Origin of the sequence: Ruegeria sp. HKCCD4315, from assembly GCF_013112245.1 — a bacterium.
Lineage (GTDB): Bacteria > Pseudomonadota > Alphaproteobacteria > Rhodobacterales > Rhodobacteraceae > Ruegeria.
Genome location: NZ_WVRN01000002.1, coordinates 130392 through 151326 on the forward strand (window position 1 = coordinate 130392; position 20935 = coordinate 151326).

General features: G+C 55.9%; 16 protein-coding genes and 1 pseudogene. 4 read left to right on the forward strand and 13 right to left on the reverse strand.

Going from position 1 to position 20935, the window contains the following annotated elements; genetic code table 11:
- Positions 1-81 precede the first annotated feature (81 nt).
- From GS646_RS18605 to GS646_RS18635, 7 genes are all read right to left on the reverse strand, one after another.
- Positions 82-1575: a mannitol dehydrogenase family protein gene (locus tag GS646_RS18605; protein ID WP_171647911.1), complete on the reverse strand. Its 1494-nt coding sequence runs from the start codon at positions 1573-1575 to the stop codon at positions 82-84.
- Complete coding sequence (locus GS646_RS18610) at positions 1575-2348, reverse strand: L-iditol 2-dehydrogenase (RefSeq protein ID WP_171647909.1); 774 nt, start codon at positions 2346-2348, stop codon at positions 1575-1577. Before GS646_RS18610 ends, GS646_RS18605 begins: the two co-directional genes overlap by 1 nt.
- On the reverse strand, positions 2345-3349 hold the full coding sequence (locus GS646_RS18615; RefSeq protein ID WP_171647907.1) for an ABC transporter ATP-binding protein: 1005 nt from the start codon (positions 3347-3349) through the stop codon (positions 2345-2347). The genes GS646_RS18610 and GS646_RS18615 overlap by 4 nt, the downstream gene beginning before the upstream one ends.
- Before the next feature lie 12 nt (positions 3350-3361).
- The gene (locus GS646_RS18620) at positions 3362-4192 is read right to left on the reverse strand and encodes a carbohydrate ABC transporter permease (protein WP_171187375.1); all 831 of its coding nucleotides are present in this window, start codon (positions 4190-4192) and stop codon (positions 3362-3364) included.
- A 12-nt stretch (positions 4193-4204) separates the two neighbouring features.
- Entirely contained in the window at positions 4205-5071 is an 867-nt protein-coding gene (locus GS646_RS18625) for a carbohydrate ABC transporter permease (protein ID WP_170534370.1), read from the reverse strand.
- A gap of 107 nt (positions 5072-5178) precedes the next feature.
- A complete protein-coding gene (locus GS646_RS18630; protein WP_171187377.1) occupies positions 5179-6483 on the reverse strand; it encodes a sugar ABC transporter substrate-binding protein in 1305 nt (434 codons plus the stop codon).
- 95 nt (positions 6484-6578) lie between these two features.
- Positions 6579-7604: a LacI family DNA-binding transcriptional regulator gene (locus GS646_RS18635; protein WP_171095549.1), complete on the reverse strand. Its 1026-nt coding sequence runs from the start codon at positions 7602-7604 to the stop codon at positions 6579-6581.
- A 108-nt stretch (positions 7605-7712) separates the two neighbouring features.
- Between GS646_RS18635 and xylB the strand changes: the two genes are divergently transcribed.
- Positions 7713-9149, forward strand: coding sequence for a xylulokinase (gene xylB / locus GS646_RS18640; RefSeq protein WP_171187379.1), 1437 nt, complete (start codon positions 7713-7715; stop codon positions 9147-9149).
- A gap of 522 nt (positions 9150-9671) precedes the next feature.
- Here the strand turns inward: xylB and GS646_RS18645 are convergent.
- From GS646_RS18645 to GS646_RS18670, 6 genes and pseudogenes are all read right to left on the reverse strand, one after another.
- Positions 9672-9971 carry a CcdB family protein gene (locus GS646_RS18645; RefSeq protein WP_171187381.1) on the reverse strand — a complete coding sequence of 100 codons (300 nt, stop codon included), beginning with the start codon at positions 9969-9971 and terminating at the stop codon, positions 9672-9674.
- A complete protein-coding gene (locus tag GS646_RS18650; RefSeq protein ID WP_171187382.1) occupies positions 9971-10201 on the reverse strand; it encodes a type II toxin-antitoxin system CcdA family antitoxin in 231 nt (76 codons plus the stop codon). The genes GS646_RS18645 and GS646_RS18650 overlap by 1 nt, the downstream gene beginning before the upstream one ends.
- Positions 10202-10382: 181 nt before the next feature.
- Positions 10383-12401, reverse strand: coding sequence for an adenylate/guanylate cyclase domain-containing protein (locus GS646_RS18655; protein ID WP_171187383.1), 2019 nt, complete (start codon positions 12399-12401; stop codon positions 10383-10385).
- Between the two features lie 335 nt (positions 12402-12736).
- Positions 12737-15319, reverse strand: a complete 2583-nt coding sequence (locus GS646_RS18660; RefSeq protein WP_171647905.1) for a hypothetical protein — start codon at positions 15317-15319, stop codon at positions 12737-12739.
- 594 nt (positions 15320-15913) lie between these two features.
- Positions 15914-16081 (reverse strand): annotated as a pseudogene (locus tag GS646_RS18665) (IS3 family transposase); the annotation flags it as partial.
- A gap of 306 nt (positions 16082-16387) precedes the next feature.
- The gene (locus tag GS646_RS18670; RefSeq protein WP_171187389.1) at positions 16388-17362 is read right to left on the reverse strand and encodes a LysR family transcriptional regulator; all 975 of its coding nucleotides are present in this window, start codon (positions 17360-17362) and stop codon (positions 16388-16390) included.
- Positions 17363-17544: 182 nt separating this feature from the next.
- On the opposite strand from GS646_RS18670, the gene GS646_RS18675 reads away from it, so the two are divergent.
- The 3 genes from GS646_RS18675 (at position 17545) to GS646_RS18685 (ending at position 20671) form a co-directional block, all read left to right on the forward strand.
- Positions 17545-18510: an ABC transporter substrate-binding protein gene (locus GS646_RS18675; protein WP_171187391.1), complete on the forward strand. Its 966-nt coding sequence runs from the start codon at positions 17545-17547 to the stop codon at positions 18508-18510.
- Between the two features lie 70 nt (positions 18511-18580).
- Positions 18581-19609 carry a proline/glycine betaine ABC transporter permease gene (locus GS646_RS18680; RefSeq protein WP_171095564.1) on the forward strand — a complete coding sequence of 343 codons (1029 nt, stop codon included), beginning with the start codon at positions 18581-18583 and terminating at the stop codon, positions 19607-19609.
- 12 nt (positions 19610-19621) lie between these two features.
- On the forward strand, positions 19622-20671 hold the full coding sequence (locus tag GS646_RS18685) for a glycine betaine/L-proline ABC transporter ATP-binding protein (protein WP_171187392.1): 1050 nt from the start codon (positions 19622-19624) through the stop codon (positions 20669-20671).
- Positions 20672-20935: the final 264 nt, after the last annotated feature.

Here is a 20935-nt window from a genome sequence, read left to right on the forward strand (position 1 = left end):
ACTTTACTGATGAAATGGTGCTGAAATCGAAACCGATACCCCGAAACACGGCTGCCAGTTCGCCTTAAGTGACCGGATCAATCATGCGATGTATCGAGCTATAGCTGCCCGGCTCCCATTCCGCCAAATCGCGTTCAGCCACATGGCAAAGACTTCGGCAAATCGCGTTCCGCGCCCAAGGTCGCCGTAATACTGACGCTGTTCGAGCCATGCTTCCGGATCGGCTTTAGAGGCCAAAGCAGCTTTGTGAAGAGTGTCCCATTGCGGATCGTTGGGCTCAATCTCCGAGCCGTCTTCACGAATACCCGCACACATCCGGCACCAGAAAGCTTCGGCAAGTGCAAGCCCGTTTGCGAAAGACCCAGATGCTGTCGCATCGCGCAGCGATGGAAGCAGAAAACCCGGATGCCGAGCCGATCCGTCGAACGCAACCCTGCGCGTCGTGTCATGAACTGCAGTGTTTGCAAACCGTTTTTCAACCAGCTCTAGGTATTCTTTCGGGGTCGTTCCGGGAACGGCTTCGACAAACGGCAAAATATCATCTGCTTGAACTTTCCGAAAAAATGCCAGGATGTCTGGGTCCGACATACAATCAGATATTGTCGAAACATTTAGAATTTCACCGACATTCGCAAGCAGCTGGTGACCACCGTTCAATATGCGCAGTTTCATTGTCTCGTAGCTGTGGACATCGCGGGTTAGCGTTACCCCAACCTTTTCGAGTGGCGGTCGTCCTGCGCAGAAATCATCTTCGACCACCCATTGGCGGAAGTTTTCGTGAGAGACTGGCACGCGGTCGTCGATGCCAAGCGCGCGGCACTGCGATATCACTTGGTCTGTGGTTGCCGGAACGATGCAATCCACCATGGAATTGGGGAACGCGCCGTTTTGGTCAATCCAGTCGGCCAGATCAGTGTCAGACAGGCGCGCCAGCCCGACAACGCATTCTCGCAGGATTGCCCCATTGCCCTGAAGGTTGTCGCAGCTTAACGCGGTGAAAGGTCTGAGGCCTGCGTCGCGGCGTTTTTTCAAGGCCGAAACGATTGCGCCAAAAACCGTACGGGGTCGATCCGGATTTTTTGCATCATGCCGAATATCTTCGTGATCAAGGCCGAGCGTACCGGTGTTGGCGTTCAGAAAATACCCGCCTTCCGTTACCGTCATTGACACGATTTTCGTGGATGGCTCAGCCATGCATTGGATCAAAGTACCATTTCCGGGTTCAATCGGCAGGTAATCAATCATCGAACCGATTACCTCTGCGGTTATCCCGTTGGGATCCAGCTCGATCAACGTTGTCAGGCAGTCCTGTTCCAGCAGGCGTTCTCGCATCTTGGCGTCATAGTTTCGTACACCGGCACCTATGATCGCCCAGCCATATGCCAGACCTTGCTGCATCAGTTGGTGAATGTACCAAGCCTGATGCGCACGATGAAAGTTACCAAGTCCGATGTGAACGATGCCCGGCGCAAGGTCAGCGCGGTCATACGCGGGCGTCCCAACGGTTTCTGGCAGGTCTGACAGGGTGTTGCGCTGTAACCTGACCGGGAGATTTGCGTTCGCCAGAGGGTCCATCAGCTCATCCAGTTTCCGCCGTCGACGTTGTAGGTTTGTGCGACAATGTACTCGGCCTCATCCGAGGCTAGAAACACCGCCATCCCGGTCAGATCGTCGGCGCGACCCATCCGGCCGTACGGAACGGATGCGGCCACTTCGCGTTTCTTCTGGCCGAGCGGTTTGCCTTCATGTTTTGCGAAGAAAGCATCGACACCGTCCCAATGCTCGCCGTCGACGACACCTGGGGCAATGGCGTTCACGTTGATCCCATGAGAGATCAGGTTCAGTCCCGCAGATTGCGTGAGGGAGATAATCGCGGCTTTGCTGGCACAGTAAACAGCGACCAAAGGCTCGCCCCTGCGCCCGGCCTGCGATGCCATGTTTATGATCCGACCCTTGGTTCCGTGCTCGATCATATGGCGCGCAACGGCTTGCATTGTGAACAGAACACCTGCGACGTTGACTTCGAAAACACGGTTGTAATCTGAGCGCTCGATTTCGACGATGGGTGCCGCTGAGAAGATGGCTGCGTTATTGATCAATATGTCGATGGGGCCGAGAAGTGAGGCCGTCTTGGCAACAGCCGCGTCCATGCTCTGTTGGCTGGTTACGTCCATTTCGATAGCAAAGGCGGCCTCGCCTATCCCGGCGGCTGCGTCCTGCGCACGCTTGATTTCAATGTCGGCTATAGCTACGCGGGCGCCCTCTGCCACATATGCTTTGGCAAACGCCAATCCAATGCCACGCGCGGCCCCGGTGATCAGGGCGGTTTTGCCTGCCAGCCGTTTCATTCGATCCGCAGACCTTTTGCGTCAAACCGGTGAATGACGTCATCCCTTGGTGTCAGGTGGATGCGGTCCCCATGGCGGAACCCAACCTCGCCATCCGCACGGACGGTGATCGTTTCCGCCAATCCGGTTTCGTGAACGTGGAAAAAGGTGTCGGATCCAAGGTGCTCTGAAACACTTACAACCCCAGACCATTCACCTTCCGTTTCGGAGACAGCAATATGTTCTGGCCGGATTCCGATGGTTTGAGCGCCGTGTTTTGCCGCTTCTGGCCCTTCGATGAAGTTCATCTTTGGCGAGCCGATGAAGCCAGCTACGAACAGATTGCGCGGTGTGCGGTATAGCTCCAGCGGGCTGCCGACTTGCTCGATCACTCCGGCCTGTAGAACAACGATTTTGTCGGCCATGGTCATGGCTTCGACCTGATCGTGGGTCACGTAGATCATCGTGGTCGCCAACCGTTCGTGCAACTCACTGATCTCCAGCCGCATGCCGACCCGTAGAGCCGCGTCGAGGTTCGACAACGGTTCATCGAACAGGAACGCCGCAGGCTCGCGCACAATAGCGCGGCCAATGGCCACCCGCTGGCGCTGACCACCGGACAGTTGGCCGGGGCGGCGGTCCAGATAGTCGGTCAGGTTCAAAACGCTTGCAGCGCCTTCGACACGTTTGTCGATCTCGGCCTGATCCAGCTTGGCCATGCGCAAGGGAAAGGCGATGTTCTTGCGCACTGTCATATGCGGGTAGAGCGCGTAGGACTGGAACACCATCGCCAATCCACGTTTGGCGGGCGGCACGTCTGTGGCATCCGAACCGTCAATGTCGATGGAGCCTGAGGTGATATCCTCCAACCCCGCGATCAGGCGCAGAAGGGTGGACTTGCCGCAACCCGAGGGGCCGACGAAGACGGTGAACTCGCCATCTTCGATGGTTAGGTCCAGCGGCGGGATGACCTGCACGTCGCCGAAGCTTTTGGTCACGGACTTGAGTTGAATGCGTCCCATGTGTCGTGTTCCTTATTTCACAGCGCCGAAGGTCAGGCCGCGGACGAGTTGTTTCTGGCTGAACCAGCCAAGGATCAGGATCGGTGCGATAGCCATGGTCGAGGCCGCGCTGAGCTTGGCGAAGAACAGGCCCTCGGGGCTGGAGTAGCTGGCGATGAAAGCCGTAAGCGGTGCCGCATCAACGGCCGTCAGATTGAGCGTCCAGAACGCCTCGTTCCACGCGAGGATGAAGTTCAGCAGCACCGTTGAGGCGATGCCGGGGATAGCCATGGGTGTCAGGACGAAGAGGATTTCCTCTTTGAGTGTCGCGCCATCCATCCGCGCAGCTTCTAGAATTTCACCAGGAATTTCACGGAAGTATGTGTAAAGCATCCAGACGATGATCGGCAGGTTGATCAGCATCAAGACGACGACCAACCCTCCACGCGTGTCCAGCAGGCCCAACCGGATGAACAGCAGGTAAATCGGGTACAGTACGCCGACGGCAGGCAGCATCTTGGTGGACAACATCCACAGCAGGATGTCCTTGGTGCGCTTGGACGGCACGAAGGCCATGGCCCATGCGGCGGGGACGGCGATGATCACACCCAGTATGGTCGAGCCACCCGCGATGATGACCGAATTCCACAGGAACCGCATATAATCAGATCGTTCCTGCACGATGGCATAGTTCTCAAGCGTCCAGTTGAAGTTCAGAAAAATCGGTGGGCTGGCAATTGCCTGCGCCTCGGTCTTGAAGCTGGTCAGGATGGTCCAGAGGATCGGGAAAAAGATCAGCAGTCCGACGGCCCAGGCAAGGGCAGTGTTCAGCGATTTGCGGCGGGTTGTGACGGCGCGGGCCATGGTCTTACCTCCTCACGCGTCCAGGTTTTTGCCGACGATGCGCATCAGGAAGATTGCAACGATATTGGCAAGAATGATGGCATAGACACCTCCGGCTGATCCGAGGCCGACATTCTGGCTCTCCAGCACGCGCTGGAAGATCAGGTAGGTGAGCGTGCGGGTGCCGAATGCGCCGCCAGTGGTCACGAAGATCTCGGCGAATATCGACAGCAGGAAAATCGTCTGGATCAGGATCACGATGGTGATCGCGCGACTCAGATGCGGCAGGATGATGTGGTAAAAGCGTTTCAGGACCGGTGCGCCGTCCATCTCTGCCGCTTCCAACTGCTCACTGTCCAGCGACTGGATCGCGGTCAACAGGATCAATGTTGCAAAGGGCAGCCACTGCCACGAGACGATCATGATGATCGAGGTCATCGACGCCTCGGACAGCCATGAGATCGGCTCGGCCCCAAAGAAACGCCACAGATGCGCCAGCAGGCCGTTGACCGGGTCCATGAACATGTTCTTCCAGACCAGCGCGGATACTGTAGGCATTACGAAGAAGGGCGCGATCACAAGGATACGGACAACTCCTTGGCCCCACATCGGCTGATCCAGAAGCATCGCCAGTAGGATGCCCAGAACAACGGTGATGACCAGAACACCGCCGACGATCATCAGCGTTGCCTGAACTGCAGGCCAAAACGAACTGGACGAGACAAAGCGGACGTAGTTGTCGAACCCGACCCATCCCAGATCACCGCCACGCAGGGGCAGGTACTTCTTGAAGGAAAAATACAGCGTCATCGTCAGAGGCACCAGCATCCAGCCAAGCAGCAGGACCACTGCGGGTGCCATCATCAGGCGAGCAACGGATCGGGAATGTTGAGTAGCCATGACGCAAGACCTCTCTGTTCAGGCGTAGCTTAGCCTGCGAGAAAAACGCGGGTTGTGGAAGGGTTGAGGCGGGGGGCAGAGCGCTGCCCACCCGCGGGGAGAAGACGTCAGTACCCTGCGGCTTCCATTTCTTCAGCGGTGAAGGCCTGCGCTTTTTCAAGCGCCTCGTCCACCGTCTGTTGTCCGGCATAGACTGCCGAGAACTCCTGGCTCACCTGCGTGGCGATGCCTGCGAATTCCGGGATCGCGACGAACTGGATGCCAACATAGGGCGTCGGTTGTGCACAGCAGTTGTCCGGATCGGCCGCAAGGATCGAATCCAGCGTCATCTTGGCGAATGGAACCTTCTGGTATTCCGGATTCTCATACAGTGAGGTCCGTGCACCCGGAGGCACATTGGCCCAGCCTTCATTTTCGGCCACCAACTCGATGTAATCTTTCGAAGTTGCCCACTCGATGAACTGCTTGGCCGCATCTTCCTGCTGCGTGCCCGCAGGAATGGCCAGTGCCCAAGCCCACAGCCAGTTGGCACGTTTGTCGACACCTTCCGAATTTGGTGCCAGCGCAAAGCCAACCTGGTCAGCCACGGTCGAGTCATTCGGGTTGGTCACAAAGGATGCCGCGACGGTGGCGTCGATCCACATGCCGCACTTGCCTTGCTGGAACAGCGAGAGGTTTTCGTTGAACCCGTTGGTCGCATATCCCGCTGGGCCAGACTCATTCATCATATCGACGAAGAAGGTCAGCGCTTCTTTCCATTCGGGTTGATCGAACTGAGGTTTCCAGTCCTCATCGAACCAGCGGGCACCGAAGGAATTCCCAGTCACGGTGATAAACGCGCCGCCCTCACCCCAACCGGCCTTGCCGCGCAGGCAGATGCCGTTGATGTCGTTGTCGCGGTCGGTCATGGCTGCCGCAGCTTCACGGATGAACTGCCACGTCGGCGCATCAGGCATCTCCAGCCCGGCCTGTTCCATCAGGTCGGTGCGGTACATCACCATCGAGCTTTCGCCGTAGAACGGGGCTGCATACAGTGTGCCGTCGTTGCTGAGGCCGTTACGCATCGCGGGCAGGATGTCGTCCACGTCATATTCGGCGGACATGCCTTCTAACGGGACCAGCCAGCCATTCGCGCCCCAGATTGGCGTTTCGTACATGCCGATGGTCATGATGTCGAACTGACCGCCCTTGGTGGTGATGTCGGTGGTCACGCGCTGGCGTAGCACGTTTTCTTCCAGTGTCACCCATTCCACATCAATGCCGGTCGCTTCGGTAAATTTGTCGGTATAGCCCTGCATCCGGATCATGTCGCCGTTGTTCACAGTGGCGATGGTAATGGATTGCGCGTGGGCCGCTGCCGTGGCGACGAAAGTCAATGCAGTCGCCGCACGAAGTGCGTGCTTCAGATACATCCCTGTCCTCCCTGAGCTTGGATGTCGTGCAGGGAGCCTAGATCGTAAATTGTCGCGCCGTCAATAAAAACTTTACGCGCGTTAAAATAATTCGCTTATGCAGAATCCCTCAGAACCAGCCTTGCGGGAAAAAGGGTTTCACTGCGTGTTTCAAATTCTCCACCATTTTCAATAAGTTCGAACAAAGTCTCTACGCTGCGCCCCGCAACGTTGTCGTAGTCATGTGCAGCAGTCGTCAGAGACGGGCACGTAAACTTTGCAAAGGGGTGATCGTCATTCGAGGCCACGCGCAGCGTGCAATCATCTTTGCGCCCTACCCGAATCCCCTGTTCAAAACAGGCCGCAAGAAATCCAATGGCCAGCCTGTCATTGCTGCACAAAACCGAGTTTGTTTTCAGCCCACGCTCTGCCAGAACTTTTAAAGCGCCCCGATGCCCAATCTCTTCAAAAGCCCAGCCTTTGCCATCGACTTTGATGATATGAGGCTCGAACCCCAGGCGTTCCATAACCTCAATATAGGCTTTCCGTCGTTTGTTGGCGTTTGGGTTTGCAGGTGTGCGCATTTCAAAGAATGAAGGCGGCTCGCCTGTCCGTGTCATGTATTCCACGGTCTGCGAAACAAAGCTGAAATTGTCCGAACCAACAAAAGCTGCCCCCAGACCATCAAGATTACTGTCGAACAGGACGGTTGGCACATTGGCACAGAATTTTTCGACTGCGGATCGGTCCGAGATGCGCCCCAATGGTGCCAGCAAAACCCCTGCGGGTTTCATGGATTGCAGCCCGTCCAGAATTTCGTTTTCTAGTTTTTGTTCCCCGTGTGAGCTGAACAGGGACGGTCGGTAGCCCGCCGCAATGCAGGATTGTTCCAGATACCTGGCAATCTCAGCGAAGAACGGATCGGCAAGATAGGGCACGACGATGCCAATGTTCTTGGTCAGTTTCCGGTTCTGGTTCACAGCATAGATATTCGGGCGGTAGTCAAACCGTTCCAGCGCCTCTTCGATGCGCGCCCTTGTTGTCGGGCGTACGCTGTCGGGGTCGTGGAAATACTTGGACACCGTGGGTCGCGAGATCCCGCTGAGGGCCGCGAACTCTTCCATGTTTTTTATCTTGGTCATTCCAGTCTGCCTGCGGATTCCAGCCGCCTTGATCTTATCATATTTTTACATATTCTTTGCGCGCGACAAAAAATCAATAGCCAGACATGAGCGGTGCAAGAGGTCTGAATGTATCTTGGGATTGATATCGGAACATCAGCAGTCAAACTTGTCTGCACGGATACCGACCGGATTCTCGCCACTTCCTCGGTAGGGATCGACACGTCCTCGCCGCGGCCCGGATGGTCAGAACAGCACCCGGATCTGTGGTGGGATGCAACACGCGACGCATTGAACCAACTTTCCGGACAAGTCACGCTGTCGGGCGTGAAAGCCATCGGTTTGTCTGGTCAGATGCATGGGGCCGTGTTGCTGGACCACAATCTGCGTCCGATCCGCCCGGCAATCCTTTGGAATGACAGCAGATCAGCACGAGAATGCGACGAACTGCGCGCGGTCCAGCCGAAAATCGGGCAGATCGCAGGTGTTCTTCCGCTGCCAGGGTTTACAGCGCCCAAGATTTCGTGGCTGAAACAGAATGAACCCGAACACTATTCGCGTCTCGCTCATATGCTGCTGCCCAAGGATTACGTCGGCTTATGCCTGCATGGAGAATTGGCAACCGATACCTCAGATGCTGCGGGAACACTTTGGCTGGATCAGGCCGCGCGCAACTGGCATGTCGGGATTACTGAGGCCACTGGCGTCTTACCCAGCTGGTTGCCACCGATTTTTAACGGCACCGACGTTGTAGGAAGTGTAACAGCACAAGCTGCCGCGATGACCGGGTTGAAGGAAGGTGTTCCCGTGGTGGCCGGAGGAGGTGACGCGGCAACAGGTGCTGTATCTCTGGGGGCTACCGAACCGGGACGTGGGTTTATCTCACTGGGAACATCCGGCCAACTGTTCGTTGCAGATCGCGAATACAAACCCAATCCAGAACGTTATGTACACGCATTTGCGCACACGTTGCCGGGCCGTTGGTATCAAATGGCCGCAATGCTGAACGGTGCGCGGCCAATTTCGTGGATAGGTGGGCAGCTGGGGCTTTCCGCTGCCGAGGTTGTTGCACTTGCCGAAACGGCCAGCGGAGAGCGTTTGCCGATCTTCCTGCCTTACCTGACTGGTGAGCGAAGCCCTTTGGGAGATCCCCATATCCGCGCGAGCTTCTTTGGTCTTGAGGATTCGACAACACGCGCTGAAATCTGTCGTTCTGTGGTAGAAGCAATTGCATTTTGCTTTGCTGACGCAGCACAGAGTTTCGGCGATACAATTGACAGCTTGCCAGAATTGGCCGCTATCGGAGGGGGCAGCCAGTCAGATCTGTTATTGCGCCTGATCGCCACGGTCACGGGGAAACCCATCGTGCGCTCACAAGGGTCCGATTCAGGTCCAGCCTTTGGCGCTGCCCGTCTTGCGGCCTGCGGTGTTGGTGCTTTGCAAGAGGCGGACCTTGCAGTTCAGCCGTCCACAACTGACAGGTTTGAACCTGACGAGATGGCCGCTTTGTCTGAACGATTGCAGCGATTTCGCCGGTTGTACAAAGCTGTCAGCGTTGTCGATTGATCGCCATGCGCAAACGGTCGGCATTGACCCCTGGGGTCAATAACATTCCTGCGAGCGGCCATGAATACGATCAGGCGTTCTGACAACAGTCATAGCCAGCCCTGAGGATACGGAGCCGGTGCGATGCCCCGAACTTGTCAGACAGGAAGCCCACCGACCACACATGATCGTTCCTCTACGCTCCAGCATTACCCCGACCCGAGGGCGACCAACCTGACGAACAACCCTAGCCGGTTTACATCGGCTGGGGGATTTGGTTCGCGATTTATAGCATGAGCGATCCAGATGTTTGTTCGTCCTGCTGGGAGATGCGCGGTACCCGTTTGTATGTCCGATTTGGTCCAACGCAAGTCTTTGCCAGAGTTTCGGTCCTGAAGCCCACTTGTTTTAGCGCGCCCTGCACCGGGCGGTAACGTGGTGTAAATTACAGTTTCTGGGGGCTGCGGGGGTCTATCCCCAGATTAAGTGCTTTCTCATTTCCTACGGCCCTAAAAATCATACCGCGATCGGAGCAAAATCGGACTAAAACCCTTGCATCAGCATGTCGACCGCGACGGTGATTTGCTCAAAATCGTCGTTCAGATTGCACACCTGCGACTTTAGTAGCCCAACGGGAACAGCCGCCATGAATTGGGTTACCATCACGACAGGCATACCTTCGATTTCAAAAACCGGATTTAACCGCGTCGCTGGTTTGGGCGCGATCGATTTGGGCAAGAGTGGCACCACAATGCGAGTATTCAAGTCGCTGAGTAGATCTGCTTGAATATCCAAAAGAAACCCATCCCCTGAAGGGTTCGGGAAAACATCGTATTTCGGCATCAGAATTGCCTGAAGCTTTCCAGAGGAAGGCCGTTCTGCTCAACATAAGAATTTGAGCTTCTCAGCGCAGCCGCGTTTTCTGATTTCCATAGTTCAGACTTTGCCGTGGCAACAGCAGCGCGCACGCCTTCCTCGGCTGCACGGGACAGGTTTACTTTCAGCGCTTTTGCCTCTGCAAGTAACGCACTATCAAGCGACAGATTTGTTGGCTTTCGCGTCTGCGCGTTCATCTTTGGGCCTCCGTATACGCGAAAATACTTCTATGAAGTATGCGTGTCAAACATGCGCATACAAAGGCAGGCTTTCCATTAGGGACCGTTGAGCCGGTTCGACTGCATTTGTCGTTTGCGTTGCATCGATGGCAATGGACCTTACTTGTCCGACCAAACGTTTTTTGAGCAGTACTCCCGGTTATGAAGCGCGAGCCTCATAGGCAGCTGCGCGCTTGATCATCACTTGTGATGCCATGTCGCCGCCGCGCAATGTGTCAGCAGTCTGAAATGCGGTGATGGCCTCTGGGAAACGACTGGCCCTAAAATGCGACAGCCCGGTCTCATAGGCATCAATCCAGTCGCGCGATCCTTTGAAACTGTCCGCCATAGCGATCAACTCATACACCACCAGCGCTTCAGAACGGCCTTGTATCTCAACTGTATCCAGCTCGCGTACGACAATGGCACTACCTGCTTCTTGCCGTGTTTCGGGGCCTATGATGATCGCACTGCCGTAGGTTTTGTTTGTCCCTTCAAGACGGCTGGCGACGTTCACCACGTCGCCGATTGCGGTGTAGTTCAGCCGCTGTTCGGAACCGATATTTCCAACCAGCGCTTCTCCGCTGTTCAACCCGATCCTGACATGCAGCGCGCTGTCGGATTGGCTCTGCAAACTCGAGGATTCGACCACATCCACCAGTTCAAGTGCTGCGCGGCAGGCATGTTCGGCATGGTTTGGATTTTGTCGCGGCGCACCCCAGAATGCCATAACCGCATCACCGATGAATTTGTCGATGGTTCCGTCGTGACGCTCGATGGTTGTTGTCGCGGCACTGAAGAATGGCTCCATAAGTTCGACGATCTTGGGGCCATGCTTTTCGGTCAGACCTGTGAACCCCGATACATCGCAAAACAGAACCGATATCTGTTTGGTCTCGCCGCCGGGTTGGGTTTTGATACCTTCCGCCACCAGCATGCGGACCAGATCGGTTGGTACGTATTTGCGGAATGCCGACAGACCCGCGGCCATACTGGCTGTTGCGGCGGACAGGTTTTCGAGCTCTTTCAGCCGAGAGGGTCTGCGAGAAACCTGTTCGACATCAAAACGTTCGATCCGACTGAGGTCTTCGGCCACGCGGGACAGTGGGTTTGCAACGACCCGACGGACAAACCAGATGGCCAAACCTATTGCCACGACGACGACGCCAAGCAGGATGTAAACCAAGTTTAGCAGGGTCTTGTCGATGCCCGACAGAAAGGCTGATTCCGGGATCACAGTGGCGACCCGCCAGCCATAGAACCCAAGAGGCGTCAACGCCACCGCATAGGGTACATCCTCAAAAACGATCCGTTTCGTCACTGGCCCGGGCGTTTTGTTTTCTGCATCGGCCATCAGCCTCTCACCCGAGATTTTGGCAACCTCATAGAGCTCCCCTTCGCCCATCCGTGCTGGTGTGATTTCGTCCGCCTCGGGGTCGGGGATGGCAATCACTTTGCCGTCTGCGTTGATGATAAAGGCCGCGCCGAACTCTCCGGGGCGCAGCGATCCCAGAAAGCGGGAAAGGCGGTCGGTATCAATCGCTACCGTCAACACGCCTTGCCGTTGGCGGCGCACGTCGATGGGACCAGCAAAGGCATATAGGGTCTTGTCGCTTCCCGGCAGATCCCTGACTTCAATCCAATCCGGTGTATCGCGGTCGATGAAGTTGCGATACCAGGCGTGTTCGCGTGGGTCGAAATCTGTGTCGGTGAAGGTCCGCTCCTCGAACTGAATGTCGCCAGGGATAAAGATATAACGGTCGTTGCGAAGCATCCGGTTGCGAATGTTCTCATCGATTTCCATCATCTCCAGACCGCTGTCACCCAGGCGATGTGCGGCGAAGAAATTCCCGTCGGGCCAGCCGAAGGTGATCCACGAGATGTTGGGCTGCGCCTGTATTTGCGACAGAAACACAAACTCGCGCTTGTCTGCCTGGCGCGTCTGGATAACGTCTTGGATGAAAATCGTGCGGACTGCCGCCCAAGCTGCTTCGGCCGACCTGAGGGTCAGCCCAACTTCGATGCGTACGGTATTGGCGATCTGTCCGTTGATTTCAGCCGCCAGCATGCGGCTGTTTTCTCGCGCCGTTGTCCACCACAAAGAATGCACGACAAAGGTCGACACGCCGATCGACAGGGCAACAAGTATAGATACGGCGATCCCTACACTGACACGCATTCCAGCTCCACAACGACCCAAAATAGCAGACGGTTCAATCGGTTTTTCTGAAGGGTCGATTTGAGCTTAGTGGGTGCCCTGGCTTGTTTCCAGTCGGTTGAGTGGAATATGCCAACTTGTTTACTTGACGTTGAGCGCTTGTCTGCCTCGGACCTGCCAGACGCCGCGTTGCCGCCAGCTCAGCAATCAGAAATTTGGGCCAGTCGGGTCGGGGTCCTCTCTTTAGAAACGACCCCTGCACATTGGGCATCCGCTGACTGAAGGAAAATGAAGGATGCCGTTTCACAAATTAACACTCGACCGGCAAACCGGCCGAGTGCGTTTTGAGTTCTTCTTCAGGCTATGGACATTCCCAATGCTTCCAGCTGGTTAACCAGCGTGCTGTTAACCTCGTCGATAGAGTTCCAGTCATCTGCGGTGAGGTTGCCGAGGTTCAGGTCCTCCGCCTGAATATCCCGGAGCGTCACGGTATGGCCTCCGTTTCCAACAACCTCAAACACCAGATCATCGCCAATTTCGTTCACCGTGACATCTGCTGCACCCAGAGAGTTGAAGTCCAGAACATCCTCACTGGTGTCGAAACCGTTGATCTCTGTCTGAACACCCCAATCCCAGGTTAGCTCGGCCACATCGGCACCTGCACCGAATGTGACAGCGCCTGCTGTCTCGCCATTGTCGGTGTCCGTGGTTCCGTCATCTGTAACACCACCATTGTCTGTGCCAGAGGAGCCTCCGGTGAGATCGCCGGTTCTGGTCTGATGGCCATCTGTCGTGGCTCCGGCGGGCGCTTCGGGTGTCAGCAACATGGTGCGATCAACCAGAGTTACATCGTCTTGGTCGAAGCCAAATGGCACCTCCAGGTTGTCCTCCATCGCCTGATCGTGGTGAAACTCCACCATTCCGGGGATCAGGTCCGCCTTGGTGACCCCTGTCAGCGTGACGCTCTGCCCGCTTGGCAAAGAGGATATGACCAGACCTTCGCTCGTGTCCTTGACACTCAGTCGTTCGCGCGTGCCGAAATACAGAAAACTGATCTTCATGGTGGTCGGATCGAAACCGTCAATCACTTCGTGGACGCCATATTCGTGGCTACGCACATAGACCGTGTTAGCGTCACGTGGACCAACACCTTGTTCCCAACTGACAACACCCCCCATGTCTTGACGGAAGTGTTCGTTTCCAACCACGCCGAAATCGTCGATGGTGACATCCTGATAGGTGACGCCCTGTACGATTTGCGCTGCTTCCGACCACGGGCTGTCGATCACAATCTCGCCCGACGGTGACTTGGTGACGATCATCCCATGCACCGAGGTTCCGCCAAAATCCAACTGATCCGTGCCGGGGCGGAACCCGGTAATGTCATCGGCGTTGCTATCGGCCCTGTATTTGATGCCACCCGTGTCTGTTGCTCCTGTCGAGGCAGGGGGGTTCGACCCATCAGAATCGTAACTCAGATCATAGCCTTCTCCCGCGCCCGGGGTGACGATGATTTGACCCAACGCCGACGAGACCTCGTTCAGAACCGCCTGATCCGAGATTGAAAAGTTGCTGATGTCCAGATCCGACAAACCAAATCCGGTGAAAATGATCTGTTTGGTCGTTTGGCCAACGGTCAATTCAATACGGACAGTCTGACCCAGAGCATCTCCGCTTTCCTCAAATATGGCAAAGCTTTCGGCCGTTACGTCCGGGCCCAGCTCGATAACATCGCCCATCGCCGGCAAAAAGCCATCAATCACCTGCGCGTCGGATGCCAAGTCGAGCGTAACATGCATGTGTTGGTGTTCGTGGCCACCTTCACTTCCATGCCCGTCATGGCCGGAGTTTGTGTCATCCGACCCCACTAGACCCAGCACTTCGGTTGCTGCGGTGCTGTCCAGAATGGTGAAGTTTGCAGGGCTCAAATCTGCCAGGGTTACGCCGCTCAATGTGGTGGATTGGTTGTTGGACGGGATGGCAAACACGACCGATCCGTTAACCTCACTTACGTCCAAAGCATCGGCACCCACCCACGAGATGAATATCGTATCCGTCGCCGGGTCGAAGTCCGGAATTGTGACATCCGTGCCCCACGCCCATGTTATGACCACATCCGCCGCGCTTTCGTCGGTATTTGCAGTGCCGTTCCCGGCGGGGTCGGTCGGCGCTGGTGGTTCGGAGGGAGGAGAGACATCTCCGCCGTCCGTTCCACCTCCGGTTTCTGTGGGCAAAATGCCATCGGTATAGGCCTGGATGGCCTCTGCAAGCGAAGGGGCGTCATAGCCGCCGAACTGGTCGATATAGCGCAGAATAGACGTGCCATATTCATCAACAGAGACATCTCCGCCTTGTAGAAGAGACAGGGTTCCCCATGCGCCGCGTAAGTGCGCGGCTGCCATTATACCCGTCATGGTCAGTGTGACGGTCACTTCCTGGCCGTTGTCGATGTAAGTCCGCGTGGTCCCGATATAGTCGTCGAGGCTCTCGCCCTGATAGCCCAAACCAGTTTCGATCACCTGAAGGTTATACCCAAACGCCTCTTGGATCGCGCGCTCCTGTGCGGCCTCTGTCATAAAGTCCTCAAGCGAGTTCACGCCGTTCTTGCCGGTCCAGTTTCCATCCCATGTATTCGAAGCTGCGCCGTTCCCGTAATAGACGTCGTCTGTGTAATACCCGAGGTCGATTAACAGCGCCTCACCGAACTGATACCCCACAAAACCCAGTGAGTTCATGGATCGGTAGGACATGGCATCCCATTCTTCGGCGGTTAGGTCCGACCAACTGGAATAGTTTGGATAAAAGTCGGTGACTTCGCCCCCGGCCCATTGGTTCAATTGCCAGTCCTGAATGCTCCCGGAGTCATAGCGTTCGCGGTCCCAACCGGACTCAAACGCACGTAAGTCATCGCGAAACTCTTCGTATGTTCCATTGCTCATTTTCAAAGACTCCCATCTTGTCTTTTTGGCCAAAATGCTGCGGCTCTGTTCGCCCGGTGGTGTCGGGCCTAACTTGCGTAACAACTCAGATGTTCGGAAAACGTTAAGAGTTTGTTAACGGGTTGTTCTGCGCGGATAAGAGCCCAGATCAGCGCATGGCTACGCAAAAAATCGCCATAGGTCAGTGGGTTAAGTGATGTTTTGAGCAACTAACCGTTTCAGTTGCGCGACTCTTCGCCAAATTTAGATTTACACAATTTTTAATTTTAGCGCCGGGCAGAGTCCCTCCGGATCCAGCGCGCGCAGTTCAAGTTGAGCTCTTTTCAGCTAAGAGTATTCTTGTGTGGATTTTGATAACTGGTTGGGATGTAGCGGTTTGGCAATATTGGATTTCGAAAGTTCTGTTTGGTTTGACGCCTTGGGTCCGTCGCTTGGAGGCATTCCGGATGTTTTGATCCTTGAGGGCACTTGGTGGCGGGCGTCGGCCAGTAAATCCAGATTGGATCACTTGACGACGGTGAAGGAACTGCCGTTCCCGGATATATTCACAGGTCGGTTCAATGGCGCTCATGTCGCCTATTGTTGTGCCTATGGGGCGATGCCCTCTCGACGGCACAGCTTCGCAATGCTGTCCTCGCCCTTCAGACCGTCCAGCACGATCCTGATCTTCTCTTCAGCTGTATATTGCTTGCGCGTCGCGCGGCGGATGTTTTTGACAACTTTATCGCCGTGGCTCTGCTTGGTTCCGGGTTTCTTTCTCATCGCCACTCCTTGGCAGTTACGATGAGCCAGAAACCCTCTCTTATCAAATCGACCTAAATTGTCCCATTGGTGCTGACGTCAGACAGACCGGAACAAAGAAGCCTGAACGGCTGGTTGTCTTAAGCAACGGCGTTACAGAAGCGCCTGTTCCAGCCAGTCGCCATCAAAACTTCTTAATCCGCAAAAAGCTGCGAACTTTAGTGGAACACAAGCCGAAATACCTTACATCGGATCGGGAACGCCAAATTCGCGCGGTTCAATATTCTGAACCCGTGGTAAAAAAGCTGTTCGTCTAGGTCAGCTCTGTCAGGTGATCAGCCGGAAGCTTTCGGCCAGCCAAGCCCTGCTTTGGGTCTGCCGGGAAATGGCGTGCTCGGTGATCAGAGCTCGCATCTTGCCATCTACCAGTTCCAGCAACGACCGGGAACAATCAGGTGTCGCAACAATGGACAAACTGCGCGAAAAACTCTTGCCGGGAAAGCGATGCATGCTGAGTTTTTTCTGAAACCGTTTGGCGCGGGAAAACAGCAATGGCGTTGTGATGGTCCATCCCGCCCCGGCTGCGACCATTGCCATTAACGTCTGGTTGTTGCTGCATTCGAAATTGGACGCAGGGGATAAGCCAAGACGGCGCATCTGCGACTCGATTTGCCGTGCAATGATCAGATTTCCCGAGAATCTCAGAAAGGGTAGGGTGGTTTGGCCCTTTACGATTTTGTCTACAGCTGCGTCGCACCCTCGTGGCAGAACGACTACAAACGGATCGCGCAGCAAAGGCCGTTCCTGCAGGTCGCGCATACGCTCATTCGAAGAGGTTGTGATCCCCAGATCAAGATGCCGGTCACGCAACATGTCTGCTATCGTGTGACTTGAATCCGTCAGATACATGAAGTTGCAGCTTGGCATGTGCTGCGACAGGAACACGGCCAGTTCAGGCATTATGTCACTGTCGAAATCCTCGACCGACCCGACGCGCAACAGGCTTGCTTCAGCAATGCTTCCGGCTGACGCCTCGGCCTTGGCTTTTCGAATTGCGTAGAGAGCCTGGTCAATATTGCGTAGAAAAACCTCTCCCTTCGGTGTCAACACCATAGGCCTGCGAGAGTGGTTAAACAGCTCGACACCCAGATGGTCTTCGAGGTTGCGCAAATGATGCGAAACGGTACTTATAGTCAGACCGGTTTCCTTGGCCGCCGCCTGCAACGACCCCTTATGCGCGCAGATCTGAAACAGTTCCAGCCATCGCAGGCTCAGGTCTTTAACTGCAGACTGTCGACGCATTTTTGTCGTTCCTTCCTACCGAAAATCGAAAACTCTTAGTTCGATCGTGTAAAAGTAATAGTACCATTTTTTCGAAATAGAAGATTTGTTTTCGAGCGCCGCCAGAATCTGTGAAACCTTTTGATCCGTAGAGCCCAAACGGCCATCAAGCGCTGGGGCGTGACCAACTAGGGAGATTTTGAATGAACTTTAAGCTGCTCGCGGCGAGTGCTGCGGTATCCATGGGCGTAGCTGGTGCGGCGCAGGCTGATTGCGGTGAAATCTCGATTACCGAGATGGACTGGGGTTCGGCGATTATTGTGACGCAGGTCAGCAAGTTCCTGCTAGAGCAAGGCTATGGTTGCACGGTGACTGTTGTGCCGTCGGCGACGACGCCCGCGCTGGCCTCGGTTGCGGAAACTGGCGAGCCAGACATTCTGACCGAGCTGTGGACCAATGGTGCCCCAGCTTATCCGGGTCTGATCGAAAGCGGTGCGATCATCGAACGCGCCAAGGTGCTGTCCGATGGCGGTGTCGAAGCGTGGTGGATTCCGACCTATCTGGCCGAAAAACATCCGGAACTGACCACGATGGAAGGCATCCTAGCTAATCCTGAACTGGTCGGTGGCCGGTTCCACAACTGCCCGGTGGGCTGGACCTGTCAACGGGTCAGCACCAACATGGCAAAGGCGGCCGGTTTTGCTGATGCAGGGATTGAGGACTTTATCCACGGATCGGGAGAGACTCTGGCAGCGTCCATTGCCTCGGCCTATGACTCGAAAGAACCCTGGTTTGGCTACTATTGGGCTCCAACCTCGATTCTAGGCCGCTACCCGATGGTGCAGGTCGATGTAGGCCCACATGTGGCAGAAGCGCATGAGTGCAACAGTCAGGAAGAATGTGCAGAACCGGTGCTTGGTGCGTTCCCGGCCAGTGACGTGACCACGGTCGTGACCAACACTTTCGCGGATTCGCACCCCGAAGAGACGGCGCTGATGGAGAATGTTCAATTCACCAATGACGTGATGAACGGTCTGCTTGCCTGGCAGGAAGAGAACAACGCGTCCGGAGAAGAGGCTGCGGTGTATTTTCTGACCAACTTCCAGGACACCTGGAGTGAGTGGCTGAATGACGACGCGCGCGCGAAACTGTCAGCGCTGCTGAAATAACAATAAAACACGGTAAGGATCTGGGCGCCTCATACAACGGGGCGCCCGGGTGTTGTTGGAAGGGGACGATATGGCTTTTTATGACCGCATGTTCGATGCGTTGGGACTCCGTGACTGGTGCGAGTCTTCTGGCGGCGGGGCAAATCTTTCGATGGCCGATTTGCTGGCGCAGGCCAATGCTGAGAATGTCGACAATGGCCCGACTTTTCCCTTTCCCTCTCTTGATGCCTTGAACGAAGCCTGTCCTGCGATCCCACAATCGCGGGATTTTGTGTCTGCGGTTGAGGATGGCTTTCTTGCCATCAAGGACGGGTTGAAGCTGGTGCTGGACCCGTTGACGCAACCGCTGTCATGGATGCTGGAATGGGCGCTGCTTGCGGTGGATGCGGTGCCGTGGTGGATCATGCTGCCGGCGCTGTTTGTGCTGACTTGGTATGTTTCACGCTCGGCCATCGTAACCGGATTCGTGATCTTCGTATTTTGCTTTTTGGGCTTCATCGATCATCTTGAGCCGGCGATGCAGACACTGTCGATTGTGCTGGTCTGTACCGGGCTTTGTATTCTGCTGGGGGTGCCCATCGGCATCGCCATGGCCAAATCCGATAGCTTCCAGCGTATGATCCTGCCGGTTCTGGACCTGCTGCAAACGCTACCGACCTTTGTGTATCTCATCCCGCTGATCTTCCTGTTCAGCGTTACCGAACCGAAACTCTACGGCATTGCGATCATTGTGTACGCCATCGTGCCTGTGATCCGCCTGACCGACTTGGGCATTCGTCTGGTTGACAAGGATGTGGTTGAGGCGGCGAATGCCTTCGGCATGTCGCCGCGTCAGAAACTGTGGGGGGTCGAGCTACCACTGGCCTTACCAAACATTATGGCGGGTGTGAACCAAACCATCATGATGAGCCTTGCGATGGTGGTGATCGCCTCGCTGGTCTCGGCGCCCGGTCTGGGCGTTTTGGTGTTGCGCGGCATCCGTAATCTTGAACTGGGCGTCGGCCTGATCGCTGGTCTCGGCATCGTGTTGCTGGCAATCGTGCTGGACCGGGTGTCCAAGGCGGCGCTGGCCCGTGTCGCAGCGGCACAGAAGCATTAAGGAGGGCGGGACATGAGTGCTGAACCTAAAATCTCGATCCGCAACCTTTACAAGATCTTCGGCGCGCATCCTGATCGCGCGATGGAACAGGTGCGCCAGGGTATGGGCAAGACCGACCTGCTGGAGAAGGAAGCCCACGTGCTGGGCCTGCAAGACATCAATGTCGACATGCAGGCCGGTGAGATCACAGTGATCATGGGTCTGTCAGGGTCGGGCAAATCGACCCTTATCCGACACCTGAACCGGCTGATCGAACCCACGGCCGGAGAGGTTTGGGTCAATGGGCAGAACGTATTGGACTATGACCCGTTGAAGCTGCGCGACATGCGGCTGAACACAATGTCGATGGTGTTTCAGAAGTTCGCGCTGCTGCCGCACAAGACGGTGGCGGAGAACGCGGGCATGGCGCTGGCCGTGCGCGGCGATACCAAGGACGAGATCGTGGCGGCGGGCAAGAAGTGGCTCGCGCGCGTTGGCCTTGCGGGATACGAGGACCACTATCCGCACCAGCTGTCAGGCGGGATGCAGCAGCGCGTGGGGATCGCCCGGGCGCTGGCCTCGGATTCCGAGATCATGCTGATGGACGAGGCGTTCTCGGCGCTTGATCCACTGATCCGCACCGACATGCAGGACCTGTTGCTGGAGTTGCAGAAGGACCTGCACAAGACGATCATCTTCATCACCCACGATCTGGACGAGGCACTGAAACTAGCCGATCACCTGGTGATCCTGAAGGATGGCTACGTGGTGCAACAGGGCGAGCCGCAGCACATCCTGTTGAACCCGAACGATCCTTACATTGAGGACTTCGTGAGCGACATCAACCGCGCCCGCGTGCTGCGCGTGCGCTCGGTGATGGACAAGGACGGAACCCACGAAGGTGAGTTTGACGGCGACGTGGATGTCAACGACAACCTCGAGCACCTGATCTCGATCTCGGGTGGCGACACCTACAAAACCTACCGCGTTATGAGCGGCAACACACAGGTCGGCATCCTCAACATGAAAGACCTCGTCCGCGCCCTCGTTCCAGCGCATGTCGAACAAAGAACCGTCATGTGAGGGGGCGGGACCTTACGGCGAAAGACCGAGCTGCCCGGGCGCGGAACAATTGCTTCGAACACGTTGGGTCAATCGGCGTGGCGCGCCTCCGCCGTGATGAGCGCGCAGTTAATGTGTTCTTTGCAAACCGCATTCAGCCCAAATGGAATGCCACAGAAAACTATGGTCCGGGAAACCGGTTATGGACCGTCGTTCTTCGGCTGCATGGCTTGGGACAGAGCTGCTCTTGCGCCTTGTTTTGAAACTGCCCGATAGGCGTTCTGA

Bases quoted from the DNA above. Each gene is read 5' to 3' on its own strand.
- GS646_RS18605 (WP_171647911.1), bottom strand. From the start codon at position 1,575: ATGGACCCTCTGGCGAACGCAAATCTCCCGGTCAGGTTACAGCGCAAC.
- GS646_RS18610 (WP_171647909.1), bottom strand. From the start codon at position 2,348: ATGAAACGGCTGGCAGGCAAAACCGCCCTGATCACCGGGGCCGCGCGT.
- GS646_RS18615 (WP_171647907.1), bottom strand. From the start codon at position 3,349: ATGGGACGCATTCAACTCAAGTCCGTGACCAAAAGCTTCGGCGACGTG.
- GS646_RS18620 (WP_171187375.1), bottom strand. From the start codon at position 4,192: ATGGCCCGCGCCGTCACAACCCGCCGCAAATCGCTGAACACTGCCCTT.
- GS646_RS18625 (WP_170534370.1), bottom strand. From the start codon at position 5,071: ATGGCTACTCAACATTCCCGATCCGTTGCTCGCCTGATGATGGCACCC.
- GS646_RS18630 (WP_171187377.1), bottom strand. From the start codon at position 6,483: ATGTATCTGAAGCACGCACTTCGTGCGGCGACTGCATTGACTTTCGTC.
- GS646_RS18635 (WP_171095549.1), bottom strand. From the start codon at position 7,604: ATGACCAAGATAAAAAACATGGAAGAGTTCGCGGCCCTCAGCGGGATC.
- xylB (WP_171187379.1), top strand. From the start codon at position 7,713: ATGTATCTTGGGATTGATATCGGAACATCAGCAGTCAAACTTGTCTGC.
- GS646_RS18645 (WP_171187381.1), bottom strand. From the start codon at position 9,971: ATGCCGAAATACGATGTTTTCCCGAACCCTTCAGGGGATGGGTTTCTT.
- GS646_RS18650 (WP_171187382.1), bottom strand. From the start codon at position 10,201: ATGAACGCGCAGACGCGAAAGCCAACAAATCTGTCGCTTGATAGTGCG.
- GS646_RS18655 (WP_171187383.1), bottom strand. From the start codon at position 12,401: ATGCGTGTCAGTGTAGGGATCGCCGTATCTATACTTGTTGCCCTGTCG.
- GS646_RS18660 (WP_171647905.1), bottom strand. From the start codon at position 15,319: ATGAGCAATGGAACATACGAAGAGTTTCGCGATGACTTACGTGCGTTT.
- GS646_RS18670 (WP_171187389.1), bottom strand. From the start codon at position 17,362: ATGCGTCGACAGTCTGCAGTTAAAGACCTGAGCCTGCGATGGCTGGAA.
- GS646_RS18675 (WP_171187391.1), top strand. From the start codon at position 17,545: ATGAACTTTAAGCTGCTCGCGGCGAGTGCTGCGGTATCCATGGGCGTA.
- GS646_RS18680 (WP_171095564.1), top strand. From the start codon at position 18,581: ATGGCTTTTTATGACCGCATGTTCGATGCGTTGGGACTCCGTGACTGG.
- GS646_RS18685 (WP_171187392.1), top strand. From the start codon at position 19,622: ATGAGTGCTGAACCTAAAATCTCGATCCGCAACCTTTACAAGATCTTC.